Source organism: Spirosoma endbachense, from assembly GCF_010233585.1.
Taxonomy (GTDB): Bacteria; Bacteroidota; Bacteroidia; order Cytophagales; family Spirosomataceae; genus Spirosoma; species Spirosoma endbachense.
The window spans coordinates 4,833,691-4,860,595 of sequence record NZ_CP045997.1; the positions used below are offsets into that span (position 1 = coordinate 4,833,691).

General features: G+C 46.3%; 15 protein-coding genes and 1 pseudogene. 9 read left to right on the plus strand and 7 right to left on the minus strand.

What is annotated here, in order from left to right; genetic code table 11:
• The first annotated feature begins 66 nt into the window (after positions 1-66).
• From GJR95_RS19500 to GJR95_RS42185, 4 genes and pseudogenes are all read left to right on the plus strand, one after another.
• Positions 67-3,207: a SusC/RagA family TonB-linked outer membrane protein gene (locus GJR95_RS19500; protein ID WP_232541245.1), complete on the plus strand. Its 3,141-nt coding sequence runs from the start codon at positions 67-69 to the stop codon at positions 3,205-3,207.
• A gap of 19 nt (positions 3,208-3,226) precedes the next feature.
• Entirely contained in the window at positions 3,227-4,804 is a 1,578-nt protein-coding gene (locus GJR95_RS19505; RefSeq protein ID WP_162387456.1) for a SusD/RagB family nutrient-binding outer membrane lipoprotein, read from the plus strand.
• A 424-nt stretch (positions 4,805-5,228) separates the two neighbouring features.
• Positions 5,229-7,709: a polysaccharide lyase family 8 super-sandwich domain-containing protein gene (locus tag GJR95_RS19510; RefSeq protein ID WP_162387457.1), complete on the plus strand. Its 2,481-nt coding sequence runs from the start codon at positions 5,229-5,231 to the stop codon at positions 7,707-7,709.
• An 8-nt stretch (positions 7,710-7,717) separates the two neighbouring features.
• A pseudogene (locus tag GJR95_RS42185) lies at positions 7,718-7,890 on the plus strand (pyridoxal phosphate-dependent aminotransferase); the annotation flags it as partial.
• A gap of 50 nt (positions 7,891-7,940) precedes the next feature.
• Here GJR95_RS42185 and GJR95_RS19520 read toward each other — a convergent pair.
• Positions 7,941-9,182: an MFS transporter gene (locus tag GJR95_RS19520; protein WP_162387458.1), complete on the minus strand. Its 1,242-nt coding sequence runs from the start codon at positions 9,180-9,182 to the stop codon at positions 7,941-7,943.
• Positions 9,183-9,302: 120 nt separating this feature from the next.
• On the opposite strand from GJR95_RS19520, the gene aroB reads away from it, so the two are divergent.
• Positions 9,303-10,343, plus strand: a complete 1,041-nt coding sequence (gene aroB / locus GJR95_RS19525; RefSeq protein WP_162387459.1) for a 3-dehydroquinate synthase — start codon at positions 9,303-9,305, stop codon at positions 10,341-10,343.
• 120 nt (positions 10,344-10,463) lie between these two features.
• Positions 10,464-10,997: a DUF4136 domain-containing protein gene (locus GJR95_RS19530; RefSeq protein WP_162387460.1), complete on the plus strand. Its 534-nt coding sequence runs from the start codon at positions 10,464-10,466 to the stop codon at positions 10,995-10,997.
• Positions 10,998-11,060: 63 nt separating this feature from the next.
• On the opposite strand, the gene gldA is transcribed toward GJR95_RS19530, so the two are convergent.
• Complete coding sequence (gldA, locus tag GJR95_RS19535) at positions 11,061-11,978, minus strand: gliding motility-associated ABC transporter ATP-binding subunit GldA (RefSeq protein WP_162387461.1); 918 nt, start codon at positions 11,976-11,978, stop codon at positions 11,061-11,063.
• 391 nt (positions 11,979-12,369) lie between these two features.
• On the opposite strand from gldA, the gene GJR95_RS19540 reads away from it, so the two are divergent.
• The 3 genes from GJR95_RS19540 (at position 12,370) to GJR95_RS19550 (ending at position 17,912) form a co-directional block, all read left to right on the plus strand.
• A complete protein-coding gene (locus GJR95_RS19540; protein WP_162387462.1) occupies positions 12,370-15,102 on the plus strand; it encodes a T9SS type B sorting domain-containing protein in 2,733 nt (910 codons plus the stop codon).
• 158 nt (positions 15,103-15,260) lie between these two features.
• The gene (locus tag GJR95_RS19545) at positions 15,261-15,629 is read left to right on the plus strand and encodes a hypothetical protein (protein WP_162387463.1); all 369 of its coding nucleotides are present in this window, start codon (positions 15,261-15,263) and stop codon (positions 15,627-15,629) included.
• Positions 15,630-16,229: 600 nt separating this feature from the next.
• Positions 16,230-17,912, plus strand: coding sequence for an amino acid permease (locus GJR95_RS19550; protein WP_162387464.1), 1,683 nt, complete (start codon positions 16,230-16,232; stop codon positions 17,910-17,912).
• 30 nt (positions 17,913-17,942) lie between these two features.
• Here the strand turns inward: GJR95_RS19550 and GJR95_RS19555 are convergent, their stop codons facing one another.
• From GJR95_RS19555 to GJR95_RS19575, 5 genes are all read right to left on the minus strand, one after another.
• Positions 17,943-19,334: a glucoamylase family protein gene (locus tag GJR95_RS19555; protein WP_162387465.1), complete on the minus strand. Its 1,392-nt coding sequence runs from the start codon at positions 19,332-19,334 to the stop codon at positions 17,943-17,945.
• Between the two features lie 113 nt (positions 19,335-19,447).
• Entirely contained in the window at positions 19,448-21,118 is a 1,671-nt protein-coding gene (locus GJR95_RS19560) for a glucoamylase family protein (RefSeq protein ID WP_198424865.1), read from the minus strand.
• A gap of 67 nt (positions 21,119-21,185) precedes the next feature.
• The gene (locus GJR95_RS19565; RefSeq protein ID WP_162387466.1) at positions 21,186-22,088 is read right to left on the minus strand and encodes a LamG domain-containing protein; all 903 of its coding nucleotides are present in this window, start codon (positions 22,086-22,088) and stop codon (positions 21,186-21,188) included.
• 113 nt (positions 22,089-22,201) lie between these two features.
• The gene (locus GJR95_RS19570; protein ID WP_162387467.1) at positions 22,202-23,737 is read right to left on the minus strand and encodes a RagB/SusD family nutrient uptake outer membrane protein; all 1,536 of its coding nucleotides are present in this window, start codon (positions 23,735-23,737) and stop codon (positions 22,202-22,204) included.
• Positions 23,738-23,758: 21 nt separating this feature from the next.
• A complete protein-coding gene (locus tag GJR95_RS19575) occupies positions 23,759-26,827 on the minus strand; it encodes a SusC/RagA family TonB-linked outer membrane protein (RefSeq protein WP_162387468.1) in 3,069 nt (1,022 codons plus the stop codon).
• Between the last annotated feature and the right edge of the window lie 78 nt (positions 26,828-26,905).

The following is a 26,905-nucleotide window of genomic DNA, read 5'->3' on the forward strand; positions in this document are numbered from 1 at the left end:
CCCAACTCAAAATCCTGGCATATTTTATTACTATTTTCCAACTGTTAACTTTTTTTCTTACTAATTATGAGAAAACAACTACGAGGACTTGTCCCTCGAACTATCGGGCGTGGTGGGCTTTTTATTTTTCTTGGGGTCATGAACTTTGCCGGTCTGCCAGCATTGGCTGTTGACCTCGACAAAACAGAGCGGGTTTCTTCGAACAAAAAACAAATTAATAGTCGTCTGGCTCAGGAAATCAAAGGAACCGTTAAGAACGGAAAGGGGTCAGCTATTTCAGGTGTAAATATTGTGCTCAAAGGCGCTACCGTTGGGACAATCACTAATGCGGATGGTGCTTTTAGTATCAATGTGCCTGATAACAATGCTGTCCTGGTATTTTCGTCGATTGGGTATTTGAGGAAAGAGGTTGCGGTTGGTAGTCAAAAGACCATAGAAGTTGTGCTGGTTGAAGACGTAAATCAATTGGGCGAAGTAGTAGTAACGGCCTTGGGTATCCAACGGGAAAAGAAGGCGTTAACCTATGCAACCCAGCAGATTGGGGGCTCCGAATTGCGGCAAGCCGCCAATACCAACTTCGTCGACGCCCTAAATGGCAAGGCCGCGGGTATTGACATTAAAGTCAGTAGCTCAGGCGCCGGTGGTTCCACCAGGGCTGTCCTTCGGGGGAATAAATCCTTGCAGGGATCGAGTGAGGCCCTTTATGTAATTGATGGTATTCCTATGGTCAATAACAAAGGCGCGCAACCAGGTTCTTATGGTGGAACGGATGGTGGCGATGGTCTTTCTGCCATTAACCCGGCCGATATCGAAAGTATCAGCATATTGAGAGGAGCGAATGCTTCTATTCTTTATGGTAGCCAGGGTGCTAACGGCGTTATCCTGATCACAACCAAAAAGGGCAAGGAAGGTAAATTGTCGGTGGACTTCAATTCCAGTGCGGTTTTGGAAAAAGTATCCGGTCTTCCTGATTTTCAGTATCGTTATGGAACTGTGGGCGGAGATTACAGCTGGACTCCCGTAGGGACACCTGAGGTTAAATCTGACAATTATCAGAAAGATTATATCAATGATTTCTTCCAGACTGGCTCCACCTTCACTAACTCGGTAGCAATTACTGGCGGGAACGCTAATACGAATGTCTATTTTTCCTACGCAAATATTTCTTCGAAGGGTATCATGCCAACGAATACCTATGGGAAAAATAACTTTTCGTTCAGACAAAGCACCAGACTGCTGAATGACAGGATTACAATTAGCTCCGGCGTGATCCTGTCTTCTGAAGTGTCCAGAAACCGCCCGGGTGCAGGTTACTATAACAACCCGCTGACCGGTCTGTATCTGTTCGCCAGGGACCGCGACTTTACTAGTTATAAAAATAACTATGCGGTATTCAATGAGGCCAGGAACATGGACAAGATGAACTGGTATTCAACAGAAGAGAAGCAGAACAATCCGTACTGGGAACTCAACAGGGATCCGAAACGGCAGTCTTACAAGAGACTCATTGCCAACGTGAAACTCGCCTATGATATCCTTGAGAACCTAAGATTCGAGGTAAGGGCCAACATCGATTATAATAATGTTCTGGATGATAAGCGCTACGCTGCCAGTGGTAACTCTGTAAGCGTTAGCCCGAACGGCACATGGGCCTATGCCAGATATACCGATCAATCCGTATACACGGATGGTATCCTTACCTATAACAAGAGCCTGGGCGATTTCAGTTTGAATGCACTTGCCGGACTTAGTTATCAGGAAAACAAATACAATGATGGAATGACCGTGAACAATGGTACGGTATCGTTGCAGTATCCCAACGTATACACATTTGCGAACATGCCGTATAACGTAATTTTCAATAGCCATCCGGATTATAGCAATACCATCAAGCAGGGTGCATTTGCCAACTTGTCTCTCGGTTTCAAGGACTTTCTGTTCCTGGACCTTGCCGGGCGTAATGACTGGGCTTCTACCCTGGCCCTTACCGGAAACCAGTCTTACTTTTACCCATCTATCGGAGGATCTGCCGTTATCAGCCAGATTCTTGATTTGCCTAAGGCTATTTCATTGCTGAAAGTAAGGGCTTCGTTTTCACAAACAGCGAACGAAGTACCTTATAACAGGGTGGTTCCATTGAGTTCTATCGGCGGTGCAGGCGGCCCAACTGGCATAGGGGGTATCAACAGGCCAACGCAGGTGCCCTTTACGAACCTGAAGCCTGAAAAAATCGTAGCCAACGAATACGGCTTGGAAACCAAGTTCTTTAACAACAGGTTAGGGCTTGACTTTACGTATTACAACGGAGTCAGTACCAGCCAGTTCCTCTCATTAGCAGCGCCTTCGGGCTCAGGATATACAACCTACTATGTCAATGCGGGAAGGATCGAAAACAACGGATTTGAGCTAACGCTTAATGCAGAACCTTTCCGTACGGATTATTTTAGATGGAACACTACGATCAACGCTTCTCAGAACAACAACAAGATTGTAGAATTGATCGCTTCTAACCCTAACTACCAGGTAGGTGCCGATACCGAAGGCTTTGCTTCGCTCATAAAAGCGGGGGGCTCCTTCAATGATGTTTATGTCTACAAGTTCGCGCGCAATGACGCAGGGCAGATCATCCTGGATAAAAATGGTGTCCCTACCAAGGAAGCTACGCAAACTCTCGTAGGTAACGTGAACCCTAAGCTGCTACTGGGATGGACCAATAACCTGAGTTACCGTAACTTCTTCGCCAGCGTACTGGTCAATGGTAAATTCGGTGGTGTTGCATTCTCCAAAACAGAAGCATTTCTGGATTCTTATGGAGTGAGTAAAAGATCTGCAGACGCGAGAGATGCGGGGGCAGTACCAATCAATGCAGTTACACCAGAGGGAGCAACTGTTACTTCCATTGCTCCTTACACGTATTATTCTGCCGTGGGAGACAGAAATAAGATCATGGAACCTTATGTGTTTTCAAGAACAAACGTCAGGTTAGGGCAGCTTGTGATAGGCTACAACTTTAAAAGCAAAGGGGCAAACCCAGTGTTTAAAGATGCTTCTATCTCTTTCGTAGGCAGAAACTTATTCTTCTTCTACAAAAAAGCGCCTTTTGATCCAGAGCAGGCTATGAGTACGAACAATGCTTTGCAGTCGACTGACGTGTTTGGTTTACCATCGACAAGGTCCTACGGGTTGAACCTGAAGTTTAGTTTCTAATAGCTTTAAAATCAGCAACATGAAAAAAATAATTATAGCACTGGTATGCCTGATCGCATTCGCAGCGTGTACCGATAATTTTATAGAGACTAACCAGAATCCGAATCAAATTTCGGATGAGCTTCTCAAACAGGATTTCAACCTCGTCGGCTCCCCTTTTTCTAATATGATCTTCAACCTCAACGGTCACCAGATCGAAGAGGATTTATGCGCTGATAACTGGATGGGCTATATGGGTACGCCGACAGACTTTGTGGGTAATGTGAACAACACGACTTACTACATACGCTGGAACTCGTTTTGGGGAAGGGAGTATGGTAGCGTCATGTCTCCGGCAAAACAAGTGATTAAGCTCGCCCAGGAAAATAATTTGCCCTTATTTGCAACCTGGGCCAAGTTGATACGTATTCTGGCTATGACCAAATTGACGGCACTACACGGGCCGATCATTTATTCGCAATACGGTACTACTGCTAATTCAATTCCGTATGACAAGGAAGCCGATTTGTATCCACTTTTTTTTAGTCAACTAGATTCTATCCAAACAGAATTTACTGCTAATAAAGAGTATACAGGGTTCAAAAAATTTGATCCTACCAAATACAATGGCAGTATTCCTTCCTGGATGAAAGTAGTAAATTCCCTGCGTCTGAGACTGGCTATGCGTATATCAAAAGTGGACCCGGCAATGGCCAAAACCCAGGGTGAAAAAGCATTGAGCGATCCTGCTGGATTAATAACGACTAATGCCGATAATTTTGTCAATTCATTGAATGGTAACAAGATACCGGTTGCTCAGATTTGCTACGAGTGGGACGATACCCGCATGGGAGCGCCATTGGAATCCTTCTTGATAGGTTTAAAAGATGGCCGGATTTCTAAATATTTTGCGCCCATATCCAATGCCGCCTTGTATGCAGATCACCCTTCTGTGCCTTATAAAGGTATAAGGAATGGTGCTTACATCAAGGCAAAAGCGGATCACGTGCCTTTCTCGAAAGTGAGTGAAGATTTTCAGACTGTACAAACCAGAAGAAACTTCACGGCGGCAGAAGTGGCATTTTTGAAAGCGGAAGCCGGACTCAGAGGCTGGACGGGCGCAGGTGATCCCAAAACCAACTACGAAGAAGGTATCAAGTTGTCCTTTGCGGATTGGGGCGCAGGTGGTGTGGATGCTTATCTGGCAGACAAAACCAGCAAGCCGATTAACTATGTTGACCCGATTGACGCGCGTAACAATTTCACGGCGGCCTCGACCATTACTGTTGCATGGAACGAATCGGACCCGAACGAGATGAAACTGGAGAAAATTATTACCCAGAAATACATCAATACCTTCACCAATACAGTGGAAGCATGGGTAGATTTTAGAAGGACGGGCTATCCGAAAATACCTGGTGTGGCCAAAAATGACAGCAATGGTGACTGGGGCGCTATTCCGGCAGATCAATGGATCAAAAGAATGCCTTTTGTAACTGCTGAGCGAACTGGTAATACTGACGCTATTACCGATGCTGTAACAAAAATGGGTACAGGCGCGAAGGATGATATTGCAACCCGCCTGTGGTGGGATACAGGTAAAGCTGCAAATTTCTAACATTTAAACTGGCAGATCTCTATCAGAATCGGTATGGCAACTGGTTGCCATACCGATTCTGATAGTTAGAGGAAAACAAATGGATTAATAGATACTTCATTTGGATTTAACTAAAATCTAGCCATCAAAATATAAATAAATATACAATATAGCTAAATTTTACTATATAAAAATAGTAATTAAATTTAAAATAGTATTGTAATGAGGAGTGGCTTTTAAGTACATTATCGACGTTGAAAAATAGGACACCACAAGGAGGCCTGTAATGGAGATAAATCTATGTTTATACTATACTTATATTAAATTGTATATTTTTTTTATTTATTAGTTGTAATGTATTAGAATATATACTTATTTTTGGGAAAATTATAAAAATAAGTGACAAAAATTCAATTAATTCTATTCCATTTAACTTGTATCGTTTATGAAGTCATTGTTCCATTTTTTTAAATTGGCGGATAGAGCTAAAATGCTCTTCATTGTACTCCTTGCGCAGGCCTACAGCTACGGGCAATCTACTGCGGATTTTGATCTGATCATGGACCGGATTTACAATGATTTCCAGTCGTCAAGCGGGGCTACCCTGGACGCTAATGTAGCCTCGTTATCAAATGCTCAGCGCTCCGACTATTCCTGGAGCGATATTAATTATAAGTCAACCAGCCTGAATAACTGGCAACCCCTTACCCATCTGGTTCGATTAGGACTTTTTGCCAGGGCATATGCTAATCCGTCCAGCGCTTATTATGACAAGGCTGAGTTGAAACAAAAAATAGAGGGGGGAATGAATTACTGGTTAGGACTGGATCCTGAGCCAAGGTGCGCGAACTGGTTTGCTCTTACGATCAGTGTCCCGAGATCTATTGGTAACACATTGATTTGCCTTCGAAAGTCGCCCAACGGCATATCGTCAACGCTGGAAAATCAAATGCTTGCCTGGATGACAAAAGGCCGTCCAATTAGCAGATTTGCAGATGAGACCGGCTCCAACCTAACCGACGTTGCGGAGCACTATGTGATGCGTGCATGCCTCACAAAAAATCAAACGACATTAAATCAGGCAATCACACCGGTAAAAAACACAATTCGGATTGCAATGGGGGCAATGGGGTTGCAGAAAGACAATTCGTTTAGGTTTCATGGGCCCCAATTATACACATATGGATACGGGCGCAACTACATTTCCGGATTCGCAAATATTGCCTCCTGGGTGGTAGGCACGTCTCTTGCGTTCCCGGCAGATAAAATCGCTATTTTTTCCAACTTTGTTAGAAATGGGTTCATCAAACCTCACAGGGGTGCCTATGCCGATTTTAATCTATTTGGTCGTGGCGTGAGCCGGAAAAACGCGGGTGATGCCGACGAAGGGGTGTTAGAAAAAGCGAAGGCAGTCGACATCTCCGCCAATGCAGGTGCTTATGATGATGCGATTCAACGAATGGGGCAAAAACAGCCTGCGTCCTATAACGTTCTTTCTGAACATATTCATTACTGGCGGTCCGATTATTCGTTGCATCTCAGGCCCGACTATACCTTTGGGCTGCGTAGCGTTTCCACCCGGACGGCAAAATCTGAAAATGGTAATGGTGAAAACCTGAAAGGGTATTACCTGACCGAGGGAGTGAGTTACATTGCCGTGAATGGGGATGAATATTTCAATATTTTTCCGGTTTGGGATTGGAATAAAATTCCAGGTACAACCGTGCCGGAAATTACCAGTATTCCCGTACGGACAGCATGGGGCAAAAATTTTGGAAAAACACCTTTTGTTGGTGGTGTATCGGATGGGGTGTATGGGGCCAGTGTTTATGCCATGAAGGATTATAACACTACTGCGAAGAAATCATGGTTTTTCTTTGACGAGGAGATTGTCTGTTTAGGGTCTGGCATAACTTCCGGAGCTGCCCAGGCTATCAATACTACGCTCAATCAATGCCTGCTGAAAACCGATGTTACGATAGCTGATGGTTCAGGTACTGTGTCCGTACTGGGCAAAGGTGGTCGTGACTATGACAGCAACGTAAAATGGGTGTTGCAGGGAAATGTCGGTTATTTTTTCCCCAAAGGAGGCAAGGTTTCGGTTAGCAATCAGGCACAAACCGGTAATTGGTCATCGATCAATAGCGCCATACCTTCTGAAAAGGTCACTGCGGACGTTTTCAAACTTTGGTTTAAACACGGCTTGAAGCCTGCCAATGCGGACTACGCCTACATTGTGACCCCTGGAAAAACGTCTGCCAGCCAAATGCAGGCTTATAACGGCAACAATATCAGTATCCTGGCCAATGACTCAACCCAGCAGGCGGTCCGGCATAATGCGTTAGGAATCTGGCAGATCGTCTTTTATCAGGCCGGGGAGTTTAAAGCCGACGGTGTACTTGTAAAGGTCGATAAGCCTTGTGTGGTTATACTGAAAAATGTTACCACCAATACGGTTGTCGTACATATGGCTGATCCAGCCCAGCAGGCTCAACAGATCCATTTGGGCCTTAAAACGGATCTGTTTTCAGAGATGAAGTCAGCCGATATGACGCTGCCAACGGGATTAGACGCCGGAAGCAGCGTGAGCACAACGATCACTCCTTCGAGCCCTGTTTATGCGTCGTCAGCATCTGCCCGAAGAGGACAAGCCGTGATTCTGGAGAGCGATTTACCAACGGAAAATCCCCTTTTTACCGTTGGCCCCAATCCGGCGTCTGACTTTATCCATGTGTATCCCACTAGCTCCGAGACTTATACGTTCACTATGATTGATAGTAATGGGAAACAAGTGCAACAAAAAAAGTCAGCTACTACTGAAAAGATCACCTTTGATCTTGGGGCTTTCCCCGCAGGAAGCTACTTTATTACAGCTGACGGGACGAATAACAGGCGGCAAGTGGTTCGGTTTTTGATTCTGAAGTGATTGTCCTCGGGGCCACCTTCGTGATGTTCCCGATTCGGATGACGGTTTTGTGGGCCGGATGCTGAAACAGGGTGTAAGTATGCGCCAGTGGAAATTCGACGGTCCGTATTGATGCCGCGTCAGTCTGGGCACAATAGGCCAGATGAAAGCCTTTGCCGATGGGTTGAAAGTGATCTCCTAACCAAACAGCCTTCTAGTATTGATAGCGTGGGTATTGTACCCACGCTATTTTTATTTTATAGTCACAGCCTTAGTTGGGTCAATGCGGAGCCATAATAAGGCACTGACCAGCAGGCAACCCGAAATCATGAATAGTGGGTAATTGAAATTATTCGTCTGTTTGACGATAATGCCGAACAGGATGGTGATAAAAAAGCCGCCTAATTGCCCGGCAAAGTTCATCGAACCCGTTACCGTACCCGCGTTTCGCTGGCCAATGTCGACACATACCGCAAACGCAACGGGCAGGGCTAAGTCTTTCATTAATACGCATATCGCTAGCAAATAGCCCGCCATCTGATTGTCGGTAGTCATTCCTGCCAGCAGAAAAAACAAACTTGATAGCCCCAGGCCACCTATGCCAACGGCTCTACGGCCTATTTTCAGCCCGTATCGTTTGGTCAGCAGGTCGCTCAAGACTCCACCCACCAGACAGCCAACTGCGCCCAGAAAATATGACAGGGAAATAAAGTTTTTCGTTTGATCTTCGGTCATACCCCGCCCCTCCTGAAAATAGACTGACGACCAGTTTGTGAAGAAGTACGAGCCGTAGAAAAACAAATGACACATCAACATCAGGGCCCATAAATCAGGGTTGCGGATGATGGTTTGCCACGGAATCTGATGGTCGGAGTATTTGATTTTTCGCCCCTGCTCAATTTCCCGGACTTCTTCGTCACTGATCCCTTCTTTAGCTGCTGGTTCATCGCGGAACCAGAAAAACCAGACTACAGCCCATAGAACGCCTACTATACCTAATATGCCAAAGGCCCACCGCCAGCCAGCCCAGTGGACGAGAGGAATGACCAGTAAAGGGGTTAAGGCACCACCCAATCGACCGGCGGCCCAGATGACCGATTGAGCCCGCCCCACTTCAACGGCCGGGAACCAACGGGCAATCGCAATAGACGCGTTTGGGTAGGCACCGGCCTCACCAGCACCAAACAGAAACCGGACTACGAGTAGATAAATAAATGAGAATGCCGTGCCAGTAAGGGCCGTAAAACCAGACCACCACAACACTACCCGAGTCAGAATTCGGCGCGGCCCAATTTTGTCGCCCAGCGAGCCAGTAGGGATTTCAAATAAGGCGTATGATAACGAAAATGCACCCAGAATATAGCCAAATTGTTCGTTGTCAAGATGCAGGTCAGCTTTTACATATTTACTGACCACGTTCATGCAGACCCGGTCGAGATACGTGATGGTTGAGAGTAGAAATAAACCGGTCAGAACGCGGTAGCGATACTTCATAGGTGGGAAAGGATATAGGTTAAGTCTGAATAGTACCTACAAAGCTATAATTTCGGCCGATATTAAAAATACTTGCCGGTCTACTTATGTACCGACCGAGTACTACTGTACTTTTACGATATGTCAACTGTAACTATTGCCCCCATCGCTGAAAGCCTGCCTGCTTTCCTGGAATCCTACGATTTTTCGGCTGTTGCCATTATTGCCGACAATCATACCTTTCGTTTTTGCTATCCTGATCTGAAAGCGTTTTTACCGAAACATACCCTTGTTCGGATTAAGGCTGGTGAGGAACAGAAGCATATCGCTACCTGTGAAATGATCTGGGACGCTCTAACACGAGCTAACTTCGACCGTCATGCATTGGTACTGAACCTCGGTGGTGGTGTTATTGGCGATATGGGCGGTTTCTGTGCAGCTACCTACAAACGGGGTATTGCCTTTGCGCAACTGCCTACTACACTTCTCTCACAGGTAGACGCCAGCGTGGGCGGTAAACTGGGTATTGATTTTCGAGGTTTTAAAAATCACATCGGGGTTTTTAAGCAACCAGATACCGTCCTGATTGATCCCGTATTTCTAACAACACTGCCAGAGCGGGAATTACGGTCGGGTTTTGCCGAGGTTATCAAACATTGCCTGATTGCCGATGCGACCATGTGGGATGAGATTCGCCGTCGCGATCTTGACGAGCAGGACTGGGCTGCCCTGGTAGCTCATTCTGTTGCCGTGAAGCAACGCGTAGTCGAGCAAGACCCAACGGAGAAGGGGCTACGTAAAATTCTGAACTTCGGCCATACACTGGGCCATGCTGTGGAAACCTACTATTTGACGCAGCCCCGGAAGCGTTTGTTACACGGCGAAGCCATTGCCGTTGGCATGGTTGCCGAAGCCTACATTGCCTTTCACAAAAAGATGATCGATGAAAACCTGCTGACACAAATCGAAGAATACATGTTTGCCGTATATGGAAATGTACGACTAACCGATGCAGATACGGAACCGATTCTGGCACTTACCTTACAGGACAAAAAGAATCGGGGTAATCAGGTTCGGATGGCATTGCTCGATGGACCGGGTAGTTGTACATTCGATGTTTCGGTTACGGCAGGCGAAATGCGCCGGGGGCTGGAGTTTTACCGGGGGGTAAATAAGAATTAAAATTTGGCAGTAGGCTATTGTTTGCCAAACATTTACGGTTATATTTGGGTTCGACCAAAAGATTGATTTCACTACTAATTCAACTGAGTATATTTATCGAAAACCTTTACGAGCTGGAGTATGAAAAAGTGCATCGGTGTTTTGTTTGTACTGGCTATTGTCGCTATGGCGGGTTGTTCGCCCAGTAGACTGTTTGTGGAGCATGATTATAGCTACGAGGGCCATTTTAAGAACTACGAATCGTTTAATTTTTTAGAGTGCGAATTTGTCGACTCGACACTTCTCTGCTCCGATATTCAGGACGCCATCCGTCATCAGATGGAAGCTCGTGGTTATCGTGTTAGTAACCGCAATCCGAACCTGCTGATATCGTATAATATTTTCCGGTCAGATCTTCGGTTCCGGGGGTATCAGCAGCCCGTTATCAAGGACTGGGTTGTTCGTGAAGACGATGATGCAACCTACAAGCGTATTGATTACAACCTGGATGAAGGTACTTTGATGATTTCGCTGATCGATGCCGAGTCGTATCAGGTTATCTGGAAAGGCTATGCGTCGAAGATGATGCGTAATCCAAACTTTAAGAATAATTACTTCAAAGGAATTGTCCGATCAATTTTCGATCAATATCCGTTGATGGCAACGGCCCGATAAGTACTACAAAATAAGAAATGGCCATGCACCAAGGTAAACTCTGCTTTGGTGCATGGCCATTTCTTATTTTGTCAGCTCTTTAAAAATCCCTTCCAGCGAACTTTCCTGCTGGCGAAGACCAATAAGGGTCAGGTTCTGATCGGCAGCCAGACGAAAAATAGCGGCCCTTAAATCCGTATTTGGAGCCGCTGTGATTCGATATTGACCCTGCCCCAGCGGCTCGACCCGCTCAATTCCAGATACGGTTTTCAATATATCTGGCGTCGATAAATCATCCTCAAATTCGGCTACAACCACGATGCCATCGCCTGCCGATGCGCTTCTGAGCTGGCTTAATGACCCATCGGCAACAATCTGCCCTCGATTGATGATCACAACACGGTCGCAGACGGCTTCCACTTCCTGCATGATGTGCGTTGAAAAGAGGACCGTTTTGTTGCGTCCGGCATTACGAATAACCTGCCTGATTTCGGCTAGTTGGTTCGGGTCCAGGCCCGTAGTTGGTTCATCAAGGATCAGTACGGGCGGGTTATGTAGTAGGGCCTGCGCTAACCCAACCCGCTGGCGGTAACCTTTTGAAAGTTGACCAATGCGTTTATGCTGCTCGCGGCCCAATCCAACCAATTCAAGTACATCGGCCATGCGTTGGGTCAGCGCTGAACCACGCAGGTTATGTAATGATCCGGCAAAGCGCAGGTATTCTTTAACGTATAAATCGAGGTAAAGCGGATTGTGTTCAGGCAGGTAGCCAATGCTCCGACGCACATCCATTGGATGCGTTCTGACATCGAAACCGTTCACTTCGACCGTACCATCAGTAGGAGGCAGGTAACCCGTAGCGACCTTCATGGTTGTTGACTTACCAGCCCCATTAGGACCAAGAAATCCGACAATTTCACCCGGTTGAACCGTCAGTGAAATCTGATTAACGGCCCGCTGGTTGTTATATTCTTTCGTTAGGTTCTGAACCCGAATGGACATACTGGATCATGAATGATAAATGATAAACGACAAATCATGCACTGTTGGCATGAGATGAATGTGTAAGCAACGTACAAAAAAATGGAAAGAATTTCTATTTCCTTCCAGAACCCACTTTAAAAGCCAGGAAGGCGGCTTTTAATCGTATAGCAAACAAAACAGTAAGCAAAACACTAAAAAAATAATCTGTTTGCTGTTACATTAACAGGCTCAGAAGGCATAAAGAAAAAGTTGATGGGCATTCGTTTGGGTAGTTCCCGTCGGCAGACCAGCTTCTCTGACTTGAAGCCTTGAGAAGTCGGACACAAGCTACCCGACTTGTCGAGGCTAGCTTAATGAAGATTGGTAAAATTGGTTGTCATTGCAATGCAGATTCCACCCATTACATAAAATGAAAAACGTACTACTCATCTCAATACTGCTTTTTTTTAATCCACCATTTCTATTGGGCCAAACTAGTAAGCAGGCCAACGTATGGTATTTCGGAAAAAACGCTGGTCTTGATTTTAATTCCGGAAAGCCTATTCCGCTGACAGATGGAGCATTGAGTATATCGGAAGGCTGTGCTACCATTTGTAATCAAAACGGCAATTTACTCTTCTACACCGATGGCCGTTCTATTTGGAATAAGACACATTCAACTATGCCAAATGCAGTAAGTTTAGGTGGTGATGAATCAGCTTCGCAATCAGGAATAATTGTTCCACAACCTGGCAATCCTAATCGGTATTTTGTTTTTTCAGTGGATAAAGAAGGGGGTCCTCTTCAATATGCTATAGTTGATATGACCCTGAACGGAGGCCTGGGAGGTATAATTTCTAAAAATAATAGCCTGCTGGTAAAAGCATCCGAAAAAATTACGGCGATCAGGCACTGTAATAACATAGATTTCTGGGTAGTTATGCATGAAATCAACAATAATACATTTAGAGCCTATCAAATTACCAAAGATGGATTGAGTACGACTTTTGTAGAAAGCAAAGTAGGCAGCGTTCAGGGTGATTTTACTGCAGCAATTGGTTATCTGAAAGCATCCAATAACGGACGGAAAATTGCCGTATGCAGTTGGTCTGCCCGAAGGGTAGAATTGTTTAATTTCGACAATGCTACTGGCGTTTTATCGAACGTTATTACATTTCAGGATGCTGCCACGCGCTATGCTTATGGTGCAGAATTTTCTCCTAACAATAAATATTTATATGTTTCAAGCGCTGAGTCGAAAATCATTCATCAATTTGACGCTAACGCTACTAGCGACGCAAATTTTGCATCGTCCAGAGTCGAAATAGGTGTGGCTACCAATGCAACAGGAGCGGTCAGAATTGGAGCATTACAAATTGCGCCCGACAATTTAATTTATGTAGCTCTTGATGGTACGAAATATTTAGGCGTAATCAATAAACCTGATCTTAAAGGAACAGCCTGTAATTATGTTGAGCAGGGAATCTATCTCTCAAACAAGAATAGCCAGTTAGGATTACCCAATTTGATTAGTTCCTATATAAAAGAACCATTATCAGTTACAGCAACAATTACCAAAGGGGCCAATTGCAATGATATCACATTATCGGCAAAAGCGACCTCAAGTGCTCCCAGCCTGGTTTTTCAATGGTTTTTGGACAGCAAACCAATAAGTGCAGCTAATCAATCTTCGTTTAAGCCCACTCAATCAGGAAGCTATTTCGTTAGCGTGAAAGAAGTGGGACAGTGCATAATTGATTCAGCGAAATCGGCGTTAATACCCATTGTCATTTTAGACGTAAATCCGAAAATTGTAGGCAGAGCTTGTGGAAGTGTTCAACTTCAGGCTAATGCCAATTCACCCCTACTGTGGTCTGGAAACGGAATTCCCACTACAAAAGCGACTCAGGATACATTGACGGTGTCTGGTACAGGCACTCAAATCTTCAAAGTCAGAGTTACCAATCCAACAGATAATACGTGCTATCTGGAAAAAGAAATTACTGTCGATTTTACAAGCGCAGCTACCTACAGTTTCGGCAAAAACAATATCTCAGCTTGTGATACAGTTACACTTTCCAGCCCAACTAACGCGACCTGGAACAGCTATGTTTGGTCATTACCGGGCGGAACAACGGTGAACTCAACTAAAATACTGGTTCGTCAGAGTGGGAAATATGTAATTACGGTCAAAAACACCACGTCAAATTGCGAAGCGAAAGATACTGTTGATGTCATTGTCGGCACCAAACCAACAATCAAACCTGATGAGAAGCTTTGTTTATCCACTAATTCAATAACCATTGATGCCGGTGCCACTGGCAACAATTTAACGTATGAATGGTCTCCGGGCGGAGTTAGAAATACAAGTTTGACAGTCAATAATGCTGGAAAATACCAGGTAAAAGTCAGTACTGCTGAAGGATGTTCGGCAACCCGAAGCATTGAGATAGGTCAAACACCAATCGTGGATTTGGGTAATGATGTAACTATATGCGAGGGAGAGCCGATAGAATTTAAGCCCCAAATAACCAACCTGACAGCTACCACAACCTACATTTGGTCAACCGGCGAGACAACCCCTTCAATAGCACCTAAAAAATCGGGGCTCTATACCTTGTCTGTCTACCAATCGGCTTGCCAGGCCAAAGATTCTGTTAACGTAACCATGAATCCTTCGCCCAAAATAAAGGGTGACCTGACAATGTGCCTGGAAAAAACGATTGAAGCCGGTGGTTTAGAAGATAATTTAAGTTACGAGTGGCAGGATCTGGGAGAAACGAGACCAGTTATTGAGATTCAAAATGAAGGCATTTACAAGGTAAAAATCAGCAATCAGTTTGGTTGTTCCAAGACAAGAACCATAACAGTCGATGGACCTTGTTCGGCTCAAATTTTTGCCCCTACTGCATTTACACCTGATCGTAACGGTGCAAACGATATTTTCAAACTGATTGTCGTCGGCGGAGAAGCTATAAAGCTGGATATTTATAATCGTTGGGGTAATCCGATCTACAGCGAAGAAAGCTCAAACCCAAAATGGGATGGCGAATATAAAGGCAATGTTTGCCCTAATGATGTTTATTCTTACGTCTTCTATTACAGGACGTTGAAGAGTGATGTAGTTCAGACATATCGCGGAAGCATACTCATCTATCGATAAATCATTTGAAGCCAATCAGCTATTAAACCAGCGTATAATGCCAATAGGACTTTGGCTTCGAGCCGTGCCACGGTTAGGAAGCACGTGATTAGAAACCGTGGCACGGCTCGAAGCCAAAGTCCTAACCAAGTAATGTCTAACAATTTTTTATCCCCTTTATGAAACAACTCTTCGCTTTCCTGTTCTTACTGACGGTATTAGGTTCCTGTTCGAAAAAAGACGACAGTTCTCCTGTTGTTCCTGGAGGATTAGTCGGTACAACCTGGATTGGTCCTGTTTATAAAGACCAGTTCACGGGTAAGGATACGTACAACTATTTTACATTTAAAACCAGCAATGCAGTAGAGAGCTATTCGAAATACAACAAGACAGACCTGGCAACTGCCCCTGTAGTTAGCACCTATGAGTACAATCCTCCTAACTTAATCCTTAATTTCAATGGGGCGTCTTTGAGTACGGTCGTATCAGGCAATACATTCACACTTAGGTATTATAATATGGATTTCGTGTATGAAAAAGAAAAATAATTAGCTTTATTTTCTTAAGTATGACTCAAAAAAACTCTTGAATTTTTTGAATTTAACGATCATTTTGAGTGAATAAGAAAATAATAGTAGCTAGTAAATTAGTATAGATTTTTTGCCCATAATCCGAAGATTATGGGCAAAAAATCTATACTTTATATCCGTGAATTCGTCTGTAAAAGCGGTCGATGTGGGGTCGGTTAATCAAAACCGACAATCCTCCTCGCGGAGCTCATGATTAAGAGCCTTACCTTACTCACTCCAATACTAAATGGCTGTACATGTTCCTGGTCTATCGTAACCGTTCCGTAGATTGTGTCTTTCAAATTTGATTGTGCTTGCCGAAACCAGTAGTGGATTTTCATTTTCTTGCGCATAGGCATGGGGGAGGAGATGCAGGTAATCTTACTGGATCATTTAGTATTGTAATTAGTGAGCACAAGCATCAACTGTCTTTCGAAAGTCTAGCCAGAATACGACGGCCATCAACTGCTTGTGCCTACTAATAGTGATTTAGACCTGTTTTTCGCTTTTGCTGGAACCGGAAAGAATGTCTATTTTTAGCGTTTAACGTGAATAGACACCGTTTTCCACCACCTATACATGTCCATCTTTCGCAAAAAAACTGTAAAACAAATTCTGAGTGATGCCGCCGAGGGCGAATCAAGCAAATTGGTTAAGACACTGGGTGTTCGTGATTTGACCTCGTTTGGTATCGCAGCCATCATTGGCGCTGGAATTTTCAGCACGATTGGGCTGGCAAGCTATAACGGTGGCCCTGCGGTGTCTTTATTATTTGTGTTTACGGCCATTGCCTGCGTTTTCACGGCGCTTAGCTATGCACAGTTTGCCAGTACGGTTCCGGTAAGTGGTAGCGCTTATACCTACGCTTATGTTGCTTTCGGAGAGATTTTTGCCTGGATCATTGGCTGGGCGTTGATTCTGGAATATGCCGTCAGCAATATGGTTGTCGCCATTTCATGGTCGGAGTATTTTACCTCCATGCTGAGCGGATTTGGTATCACATTTCCCAAATATTTCGCTACAGACTACGGTTCAGCCTCAAAAGCATTCGATCTCGTTCAGCAAACGAAACTGAGTGGGGCTGCACTAAGCACATTACCCGAAAATACGCGCCTACTGGCTGATGCGTATGCGAATGCACCGATAATAGGTAGTTTGAAACTGATTGCCAATCTCCCTGCCGGAGCAGTTACAGTCCTCATTACGGCATTGGTCTACATCGGCATCAAAGAATCCCGAACGGCAAGTAATATTCTGGTGGTACTAAAACTGGCCGTAATTGCCCTGGTTATTTCAGTAGGAGCCTTCTACGTAAAACCGGCAAACTGGTCACCATTTGCACCCAATGGCATATCGGGCGTGTTGAGCGGAGTAGCGTCTGTGTTTTTCGCATTTATCGGTTTCGACTCCATTTCGACAACGGCCGAAGAGTGCAAGAATCCACAGCGCGATCTACCCCGAGCCATGCTCTATTGCTTAGCTATTTGTACTGTTCTATACGTGCTCATTACGCTGGTGCTAACCGGAATGGTTAATTATAAGGAACTAGGCGTAAGCGATCCTCTGGCCTATGTGTTTCAAAAGGTAAACCTTGATTTTGTTGCGGGTGTGATTTCGGTGAGTGCGGTTGTTGCTATTACGAGTGCTTTACTAGTTTATCAACTCGGTCAGCCCCGTATCTGGATGACCATGAGCCGGGACGGCCTGCTTTGGAAACGTTTCGCCACCATTCACCCCAAGTTTAAAACGCCCTCATTTGCCACCATTATTACCGGTATAATCGTAGCCTTACCCTCTATGTTCATGGATCTCAAATTCTTTGTCGATCTGACGAGCGTCGGTACATTTTTTGCCTTTATTCTTGTCTGTGCGGGTATCCTGTTTTTAGACGCCAAAGGACTTTCGGCGCAGTCTAAATTCAAGGTTCCCTACATCAATGGTAAGTATATTATCGCGCCGGTTTTTCTTGTGGTAGCTGGTTATGCGCTAACCGGTTCCAATTTGCTGGAAACAATGGAAAGCAAACCCTTGCTATTCGTGTTTTGGGGCGTTTGGGCGTTGCTGGCCGTTCAGGGCTTTCGGCATAATTTCTCATTGCTTCCGGTGGTGGGCATTTTAACGAACCTGTACCTGATGACCGAACTGGGAGCAAGCAACTGGCAGATTTTTGGTATTTGGCTCATCATTGGGTTGGCTATCTATTTCTCATACGGCTTCCGGAAAAGCAAACTAAGACAATCCGAAAACGCAGTTGGGGTCTAAGCCTGTATCGTTCACTTGTCAATAGGCAAGCTATTTCAGCCACCCACCTGTGAAACCGGCACGCTGCAATCCTCGGCGTATGTGCGGATTTCGTTTCATTAAATTCCAGACAAAATTAGTCCGGGCATTTTCGGCCATTAATAAAATGGGGCCCTGATCGATACCCAGATAGTCGATATCGAACCAACCGTTTTTTGTTGACCCATTCGCGAAAGCAGATGGGTAACGATAGGTGGGGTTGAAGGCGTCCCGAAAGCCGTATTTACCGTATGGTTTACCGCCATAGCTGGCTTTCATCGTTTTCAGAGCCGGTAAACAAATCTCAGGCGCAAAGGCCAGCGAACCACCCGCTGCTGTGGGCGCAATGGTACCGTCGTCGATAACCTGCTGGCTGGCCGCTCCGCGGGCGCGATAGGAGAAAAAGTGACGATTGGCAACGGTCGTATCTTTCGGCCCGTCGCAGGCAGTCAAACCCCAGATAGTTGGTCCGTAGTCTTGCCATTTGGCCGGGTTTGAGAGGCAATAGGCCCGATTCGCGTAGGTTGCCCGTCGCGAATTTTCGGTATAGTCGATGCCTTTACTCTTCATATAGCTATCCTGAATGCCCCGAAAATCGACCCAGACATGCGAATATTGATGCCCGAATAATGGATCGAAATTCACGTGTGCCTGGCTCTGAAACGTTGCCCAGTTCGGGGCAGCCCACTCATAGCTTTTCGTCCAGGCCGCCCACGTATCTGGGCCAACAGCATGGGTGGGCGAACCAAGTGCCAGAATATAGAGCAGCATACCTTCATTATAGCCTTTCCAGTCGGCAGAGATAAATCCTTTTTCGGGATGCCATCCCATCGATACAAATGGCTTATGATGCTGAAACCACGTCCAGTCGACACGACCGTAAATTTGGTCGGCCAGTTGCCGGATTTCGGCCTCAACCGGCGTATTCTTGTTAAAATAAGTCTGGGCGCTTAGAATACCACCCAGTAGTAAGGCCGTATCAATCGTAGACAGTTCAACCTGCTTAAAGCGCTCCCCGGTTTTCATATCCAGGAAATGATAGAAAAAGCCTTTGTAACCCGACACACCGGTTGCTTTCTCCGATTGCGGTGCATTGGCAAAAAAACGGAGCGTTTTTAGTGTCCGGTCGGCAGCCTGTGTTCGTGTGATATAGCCCCGCTCAACGCCGACCAGATAGGATGTTAACCCGAAACCTACCGCAGCAATACTACTGAAAGATGGCGTTGGTGCCCGGTCGGGGATCAATCCATTGGCGGGGTTGGCGGTTTCCCAGAAATAGCGGAACGTGTCGTATTCCAGACTATCCAGAAACCGATTGTCGGCCGACGTGAATCGATAAACCGGCGTTTTCGTCTGGGCGTAGGCAATGCTTAAGGTAAGGAAGAGAAAGAGTAGTGTCTTCATCGTAGTTTTTGCTGAATACAGAGTTTCTACGAATTTTTTGCCATCCCAACGATATGGAAGCATTTTCAGATTAGTGCTTCAAATTACTGTTATCGGCAGCATGGCAGAGAAATTCAATTCAGATTAGGGCTTTGGAAGCCCAGATTTTTCATGCCTTTTTTGACTTCCGGGCAACTCATAAATAGTTTCCAGAGTAGCTGCGACCGCTGGTTTTCAATCATGACAATAATTGGTCCCTGATCGATGGCCAGGAATGAATCGGCAAACCAGATATTGGTCAGGTTGAATGCATCGATAAACCCGTAGTCTTTCCAGGTTTTGTCGCCAAGTTTGTAATAGAAAAACCGGAGGGCCTGCATCGATTCAGTGGGTGTGAAAGGCATGGCCGATAAAGCGGCCGTTGGCGAAATAGTGCCATTGTCGTTGTTTGGCTCATGAGCCGAATAGCCATTCTGTTCGTCGCTGGCAGTTAGCCCCCAGCAATTGGCACTGTAGCCATAGAATTGTTTAGGATTGGTTTTGCAGTACGTATAATTGATGAGTGAATGGGCCGTATTCTGTTGCCAATAGTCGGCATAAGCGTCTTTCAGATCATGCGGATTAATGCCCAGAAAGGAATACTGCGAAAAGAAAAGCGGTCCACCGTAGGCAGGTCCGAGTGGAAGCTTAATGCCGTAATAGCTGTTGCCATTGGCCATTTTTCCGTTCTGTGCCCAGCTGTTATCGTAAACCGTTTTCGCGATTGGGTGTGTGTTGGAAGATGCGGCTAATGCGTAGGTAATCAATGCTTCGTTCCAGCCGCGAATGGGCAGATTCATGTCCCAGTTATAATTGGGTGACCAATGCCAGTACAGATTTGTTTCCGCACCACTTTTGGTAAACCAGTCCCACTCAACGCCATCCCATAAGGTGTTGATGGTTTTCCGAAGCGTAATTTCGCTGGCATCGGTTGTGCTGCTGAAATACTGCCGGGCCGTCAATAGTCCCTGCATCAGATACGACGTTTCGACCAGATCGGCTCCATCGTCTTTCTGACTGAATGGAACCGTAGCACCCGTAGCGCCATTAAGCCAGTGCGGAAACGCGCCATGATAGCGTTTCGCGTTGTTGGTGAGGAAGTTGGTGATTTTAGTCAGACGGGCCAGACCCTCCTGCCGGGTAATGAAATTTCGGTTGATGCCCACAAGGATGGCCATAATCCCAAATCCCGAACCGCCCGACGTAACCACATCGCCCGACGAATTTCGTTCGCGGGCCAAACCCGAAACCGGATGTCCAAAATCCCAGAAATAGTTGAATGTCTGTTTCTGAACCAGATCTAGTAGCAGCGAATCGCTGATTCGGGGCAACTTGTCAGTACTATCGAGGGCTGTAGTTAAGCCAACCGATACTTCAGAAATCAGAGTAGCATTCTGGGTAGAGGTGAGCGTGGGTGTGACGGTTAGCGTATAGTTCGTTAAGGAGCGCAGCGGACTTTGTGTCGTAACGGTCAGCAGGGTATCATTTCCCGAAAAGGAGTACGTTAACGAAACCGGTTTGGCCGTAGCCTGTTCAGTCAGTTTGAGCGAAGCCGCAACGGACTCCCGCTTAATGGGTGCCGAAAATGACAGCGTAACAACGGGTGTTGCATTAACCGCCGTGTAGCGCAGATTTGCCGACGTTTGCCCATTGACCAACACCGTTTTGTAGTAGAAAGGGCCGCTGGGCGTAACATCCTGTTGTTTTTTGCAGGAACATACTGCCGACAAAACCAGTAAGGCCAACCAGAGTTTCATTGATTTCATAACGGAGAAGGATAAAGAAGGGCTGTTTCTCTCACGAAACAGCCCTCGGTTTTAGCGGGTACGGCTATCAGCGGCCAGCTTGCTCCAGTTGATACAGCGATGTAATATCGCCATCGCTCAGGGGCTTGTTATACATTCTGATGTTGTCAATTGCAAAAGTACCCTTGGCTGTATAGGATGGCAGAGGACCTGCTTTGGCAAACCCTATTTCGGAACTTGCCAGGCTGCCAATTACGGCCTGACAGGGCACCATCATATTGAGAGCGACTGTATTTACTCCTCGATCATCGTAAGCGCCAATCGATTGTCCGTTGCCGAATACCTGAAGTTTATGGGTAGTTGGATCAAATCGTATGACAAAGTGGCTCCATACGCCTGCTCCTTTGAATACACCTACTGGGGGTTTGCCTTTTGGATCAGGTCTGTTATCCTGGCCATTAAAGCTTCCATCCGGCATTAACGATTTGTAGTTTGCCTTCAGAACCAACGTATCGGCAGTAGTGCTTGGGGCGAATTGACCCGTTTCTGCACCACCACTTAAATTGCCGAAAGCTTCACCAACTGCTGTCGGAAATAGCCCAAAGAATGACGTGAAGAACTGTTTATTGTTTTTCACATTTACCCACATACTTAGTGTGTAACTGCCTAATGCGTTAGCCGTATTAATCTTGGCAATTGGAGGATATACCACTGTTCCCGAAGTGAGATTAAGCGCCTGGCCCGAACCCGAGGCCCCCGCAACATAATTCACTGTGCCATAGGTGTTAGCAGGGGCAGTGCTGGAGATCAATTCATTCTGGGTTCCTTCAAATGTCCAGTGAGCCAGGAGATTTGTAGTTGCAATGTCATCCGAACTATTATAACCACCAATGGGTGGCAACGATGGCGTATCTTCTTTTTTACAGGAAGTAAACACAGTGCTCATTACTACACTCGCCACTACCCACGCTGTGATTTGTCTTGTTTTCATGATCGTTTCGTTTTGTAATTTGAATTGGCATTAACTTGGTAATTATTTGACTGTCAGACCTATAAGGTTTTAAAAAATCTTATAGGTCTAGAATATAGGGTTAGGATATAAAATCAATACCCCGGATTTTGGTCTAACTGGCCACCGCTCAGCTGGATTTGGAGACTCGGTATGGGAAGTAATTCGTTTTTCCCAGCTACGAAGTTTTTGCCAGCAGCCTGCATAACCTGGGCGGCACGGCCCGTTCGCACAAGGTCAAAAAAACGATCGTGTTCCATCGCCAGCTCAATTCGGCGTTCTTTCCAGATCGCCGTGCGCACATCGGCCTGCGAAGCAGCTTTCGTAGCCGGTAAACCGGCACGGGTACGGATCATGTTGAGATAGGTAACCGCAGCCGCCGTTTGGCCCAGTTCATTGGCTGCTTCGGCATTCATCAACAGCACATCGGCATAGCGAAGGAGCCGAAGGTTTTTCTGCTTCTTATCGCGGTTGCCCAGGTAGGGCTCCACATTTTTATTCTCGCTGGCGTATGCTTTGTAGTTGTAGAAGAGGTTCTGTACCGAATCGGAGCTAGGTATCCGGAAACCATCATAGAGCACCGTTCCAACGTGTTTACCGCTGTTGTCTACCGTAATAATCGTTGAGGCTTTTCGCTTGTCGCCCGCTTCGTAGGCGTTCACTAAATCCTGAGAGGGCGTGTCAAAGCCAAAACCCAGATCAGTCCAGCCGCCCTTACCGCCTACCCGTGGCCCCTGCCAGGTGCAATAACCGCCAACGGCTATATCGCCATTATTGAACGTACCGCTCTGTGTTTCGAAGATGGATTCAGCGTTGTTATTACCTACGTAGCGCCAGATCGTGGTGTAGTCGGGTACCAGTGCATACTGACCGGAGTTGATCACTTCCTGCGTTAGCGCCTGGACCTGATGCCAGTTTTTGCGATACAGATACGTCTTGGCCAGGAGTGCCTGAGCCGCACCTTTATTGGCGTGACCGACACCCGCCTGGGCTTTTAGCGGTAAGTTGGCAAGCGCAACTAGCAAATCCTGGGTGATAACGTTGTAAATAGTATCGACAGGAGCCCGTGTCTGAAAAGCCGGGTCAGTATTAGCATCCTGCGCATCTTTGGGGACACGAACAACTTTAGGAACTTTACCAAAGAAGCGAACCAGATTGAAGTAGTAATAACCCCGGATAAACCGGACTTCACCAATCAGTTGATTCTTGGTTTTAGCATCGATCGAAGACGTTGCTAAAGCTGCCAATGCCTGATTTGCTCTGGAAATGCCACTATAATAACCATTCCATAAAGCGGCTACAAAATTGTTGGTCGGTGTCGTGGTGAAGTTATCGATATCGACTAAAGGCGGCTGATCGGTTGCTGTGCTCCCTTTATCGGCGTCATCGGAAATGATGTTTGTTGCGGCAATAAAGCTGATGCCATGCACATCGCCACCGGCCCCACCGAAAGCTTCGCTATTGTACAGGCTATTGTAGACGCCAGTTACCAGATTTACGGCCAGATTAGGATCGGTAGCGGTTGTAGCCTGCCCTTGAACAGGCACATCCAGAAAGCTTTTCTGGCAGGAAACAGCCAGTAAAGCAATGCCGAAGCTCGTGCTGAGAAGAATGAATTTATATGATTTCATGGTTATGTCGGTTGAGTTCGATTAAAAGCCTACGTTTAGCCCAAAGGCAACCGTACTGGCAGTTGGATAGGCGTTCAACTCGATGCCCTGTGTGGTGGGGCTTCCGGTTGTTACGATACCTGCATTACTGGTTGTGTTGAAACCCGGCAATTCGGCCGTAAAACCGCTGTATTTTTTTATCGTAAACAGGTTCTGGCCAGTTACAAACACCCGTGCGGTGGTGATGCCCACTTTTTGCAGCAGCGTGCCGGGCAATTGATAACCCAGCGTCAGGTTATTGATCCGGGCAAAATTGCCGGATTCGATGAAGTAGGTAGAGGCAGGGAGGTTGCCACTGTTTGCCGCCGGGTTTGTTTGGGTTCCGCTCGATGGTGTCCAGCGGTTGTAGGCCATCGACCGCTCGACGTTGTCCAGCGCACTCTGGCGGAAGGCCCGTTTCCCATTATAAATCTGGTTGCCAACGTTGCCGTAAAAATCGGCGCTCAGGTCAAACCCTTTGTAGGTTAGCCCCAAATTGAGCCCGAAGTAGGCTTTCGGTTGGTAGGAGCCTGCAAACACACGATCATTATCGTCAATCTTGCCATCGCCGTTCGTGTCTTGGTATTTAAAATCGCCGGGATTGGCTGAAGGCTGAATAACCTGACCCGTAGCGTTCTTGTAATTACCGATATCGGCGTCATTCTGGAAAACACCCAGTACCTGAAGTACATAGAAACTACCTACGGGCTGTCCGTTATCGGTTCGGGTCGTATACTGCTGATTCCCCCCAATAGCCCCATCGAGAATGGGTTGACCACCATTTAGACCGATGACCTTATTCTGGTTCAGTGTAGCATTTCCCCCAATGCGATAGGATAAATCGTTTGTTATTTTTCCGCGCCAGTTCAACGTTAATTCGACGCCCTGATTCTGAATAGACGCTGCATTTGTCAGGACAACACCATCGGCATCGCCCGTTACGGAAGGCACTTTAACGTTGATCAGCAGATCGCGGGATTTTTTGTTATAATAGTTCAGTTCACCGGTCAGCCTACCACTTAGTGCCGTAAATTCAATACCCAGATCCGCTTCTTCAGTTGTTTCCCACTTCACGTTGGGATCTTTAATCTGGGTAATGGCGCTACCGGGTGTAGCAATACCTCCACCAAACGGATACGCCAGGTTAGGAGTAACGGTAACTGTATACGCATCGGTCGGAATCCGGTCGTTCCCGACTTTTCCCCAGCTAGCTCGTAGTTTGAGCATGTCGAAAATGTGCTGGTTAGCCATAAAGTCCTCATTGCTGATCATCCAGCCAGCACCCACTGAGGGGAAATAACCCCATCGGTTCTGAGCCGGAAAACGCGACGAGCCATCGGCCCGAATCGTAGCCGTGAACAGGTATTTGTCGTTGAAGCTGTAATTCAGTCGACCGATATAGGAATTCCGGTTGTATTGATCACCGGCACCATCGTTGGTTGAGGTGTTGGCATCGCCCGTATTGATGTACCACAGGTTTTGTGCGGCCGGTACATCTTTCCGATAAGCCGTAAAGCTGGTCAGGGTGTATTTTTCGGCGGTTGTACCCACCAGAACTGTCAGGGCATGTTTATCAAACTTTTTATTGAATGTTACCAGGTTATCCCAGGTCCAGTGAAAAGTTCGGGTATTGATAAACTTAAGATTACTGTTCGGATTTCGTTGGTTTCCGCCAGGGTTAATGAATGTTGTCGTATCATTATTGAACTGGTAGTTATACTCCCGGCTGTTAAGATTAACCCAGTCGCCACCCAGATTACTCCGGAAAGTTAACCACTCAATGGGCTTGATTTCGAGGTAGGCCGATCCAAGAAGACGGTTATCCTGCGCATGGTTGTTGTTCTTTTCAATATCCAGCAGTGGATTGCCTACATTCTGATAAACGGAGGTGTTACCATATTTGCCATTTTCCTTCGACTGGATGATTGGGGCCGCCCGATAAGCATTGTTATAGGCCGAACTCAGGTTGGCAATCTGGTTGTCGCCGTTGGCGTAGGAGGCTGATAGCCCTGCTTTAACGTGCTTATTGAACGTAAAATCGTTGTTCGCCCGAATCGAGAATCGCTTGTATACATTATCGATAACCAGCCCCTGATCGGTATAATAACCTGCGCTGACAAAATAGGTGGATTTGTCGGTGCCTCCATTGATCGAAAGGCCATGATTCTGCTGGAAACCATTACGCAGAATCTGTTTATACCAATCGGTAGAGGTGCTGCCTGGGCTGACAAGATTTCCGCTGGCCACACTGGCATAATTAGCATATTCGGCGGCATTGGCCATCGGCACCAGGTATGAAGGCATCCGAAAGCCTGCGTTTCCCGAATAATTCACGGTCATTTTTCCGGCCGTGCCGCGCTTGGTTGTGATAATAATGACTCCGTTTGCTCCACGGGAGCCGTAAATAGCCGTTGCCGAAGCATCTTTCAGAACGTCTACGTTTACAATGTCAGCTGTATTGATATTGGTAATATCATCGGTTAGGACACCATCAACTACAAAGAGAGCCGCTGTGCCGCCAATGGCGCTGCCGGTTCCACGAATACGAACAACCGGAGAACTGCCCGGCTGACCACTGCTAATAATTTGTACACCGGCGGCTTTTCCCTGAAGAGCCTGCGTAGCGGTCAATACGGGTTGTTTAACCAGTTCGTCGCCCTTAATGGTAACGGTTGCACCGGTAACGTCAGACTTTCGCTGGGTTCCATAACCGACTACAACAACCTCATCGAGTGCCTTGGTATCCTCCTCGAGCGTAACATTAATCTCTGCTCTACCGCCAACAGATACTTCAGATTTAACGAAACCAATGCTCGAAAAAACGAGAGTTGCATTCTCGGTAACCTGTATGCTATAGGTACCTGTTGCGTCAGTTACTGTGCCGGTATTCGTGCCTTTCACCTGAACAGTAACACCGGGCAGGCCTGTGTTGGTAGCTTTGTCGGTGACTTTACCTGTTACGCGGGTATCGGTCTGCCCGGCTATGGAACTATTTGCAAGCAGAATAAGAAGAGGGGCAACTAATAATGGCACCAGCCATCTTGCGTTCCGGTTAAGAAGAATGTTTCTCATACATAAATCGATTAAAACCATTGCTGAAAAAAAGTTGACGGTCGTCTTCGTTAGATAGTACGGTTACCAGTTACGTCA

What these genes read in the sequence shown, in the direction of transcription:
- gldA (WP_162387461.1), bottom strand. Translation starts at nt 11,978, where the DNA reads ATGTCCATTCGGGTTCAGAACCTAACGAAAGAATATAACAACCAGCGG.
- GJR95_RS19565 (WP_162387466.1), bottom strand. Translation starts at nt 22,088, where the DNA reads ATGAAAACAAGACAAATCACAGCGTGGGTAGTGGCGAGTGTAGTAATG.
- GJR95_RS19520 (WP_162387458.1), bottom strand. Translation starts at nt 9,182, where the DNA reads ATGAAGTATCGCTACCGCGTTCTGACCGGTTTATTTCTACTCTCAACC.
- GJR95_RS19545 (WP_162387463.1), top strand. Translation starts at nt 15,261, where the DNA reads ATGAAACAACTCTTCGCTTTCCTGTTCTTACTGACGGTATTAGGTTCC.
- GJR95_RS19540 (WP_162387462.1), top strand. Translation starts at nt 12,370, where the DNA reads ATGAAAAACGTACTACTCATCTCAATACTGCTTTTTTTTAATCCACCA.
- GJR95_RS19530 (WP_162387460.1), top strand. Translation starts at nt 10,464, where the DNA reads ATGAAAAAGTGCATCGGTGTTTTGTTTGTACTGGCTATTGTCGCTATG.
- GJR95_RS19500 (WP_232541245.1), top strand. Translation starts at nt 67, where the DNA reads ATGAGAAAACAACTACGAGGACTTGTCCCTCGAACTATCGGGCGTGGT.
- GJR95_RS19575 (WP_162387468.1), bottom strand. Translation starts at nt 26,827, where the DNA reads ATGAGAAACATTCTTCTTAACCGGAACGCAAGATGGCTGGTGCCATTA.
- GJR95_RS19570 (WP_162387467.1), bottom strand. Translation starts at nt 23,737, where the DNA reads ATGAAATCATATAAATTCATTCTTCTCAGCACGAGCTTCGGCATTGCT.
- GJR95_RS19510 (WP_162387457.1), top strand. Translation starts at nt 5,229, where the DNA reads ATGAAGTCATTGTTCCATTTTTTTAAATTGGCGGATAGAGCTAAAATG.
- GJR95_RS19505 (WP_162387456.1), top strand. Translation starts at nt 3,227, where the DNA reads ATGAAAAAAATAATTATAGCACTGGTATGCCTGATCGCATTCGCAGCG.
- aroB (WP_162387459.1), top strand. Translation starts at nt 9,303, where the DNA reads ATGTCAACTGTAACTATTGCCCCCATCGCTGAAAGCCTGCCTGCTTTC.
- GJR95_RS19555 (WP_162387465.1), bottom strand. Translation starts at nt 19,334, where the DNA reads ATGAAGACACTACTCTTTCTCTTCCTTACCTTAAGCATTGCCTACGCC.
- GJR95_RS19560 (WP_198424865.1), bottom strand. Translation starts at nt 21,118, where the DNA reads ATGAAATCAATGAAACTCTGGTTGGCCTTACTGGTTTTGTCGGCAGTA.
- GJR95_RS19550 (WP_162387464.1), top strand. Translation starts at nt 16,230, where the DNA reads ATGTCCATCTTTCGCAAAAAAACTGTAAAACAAATTCTGAGTGATGCC.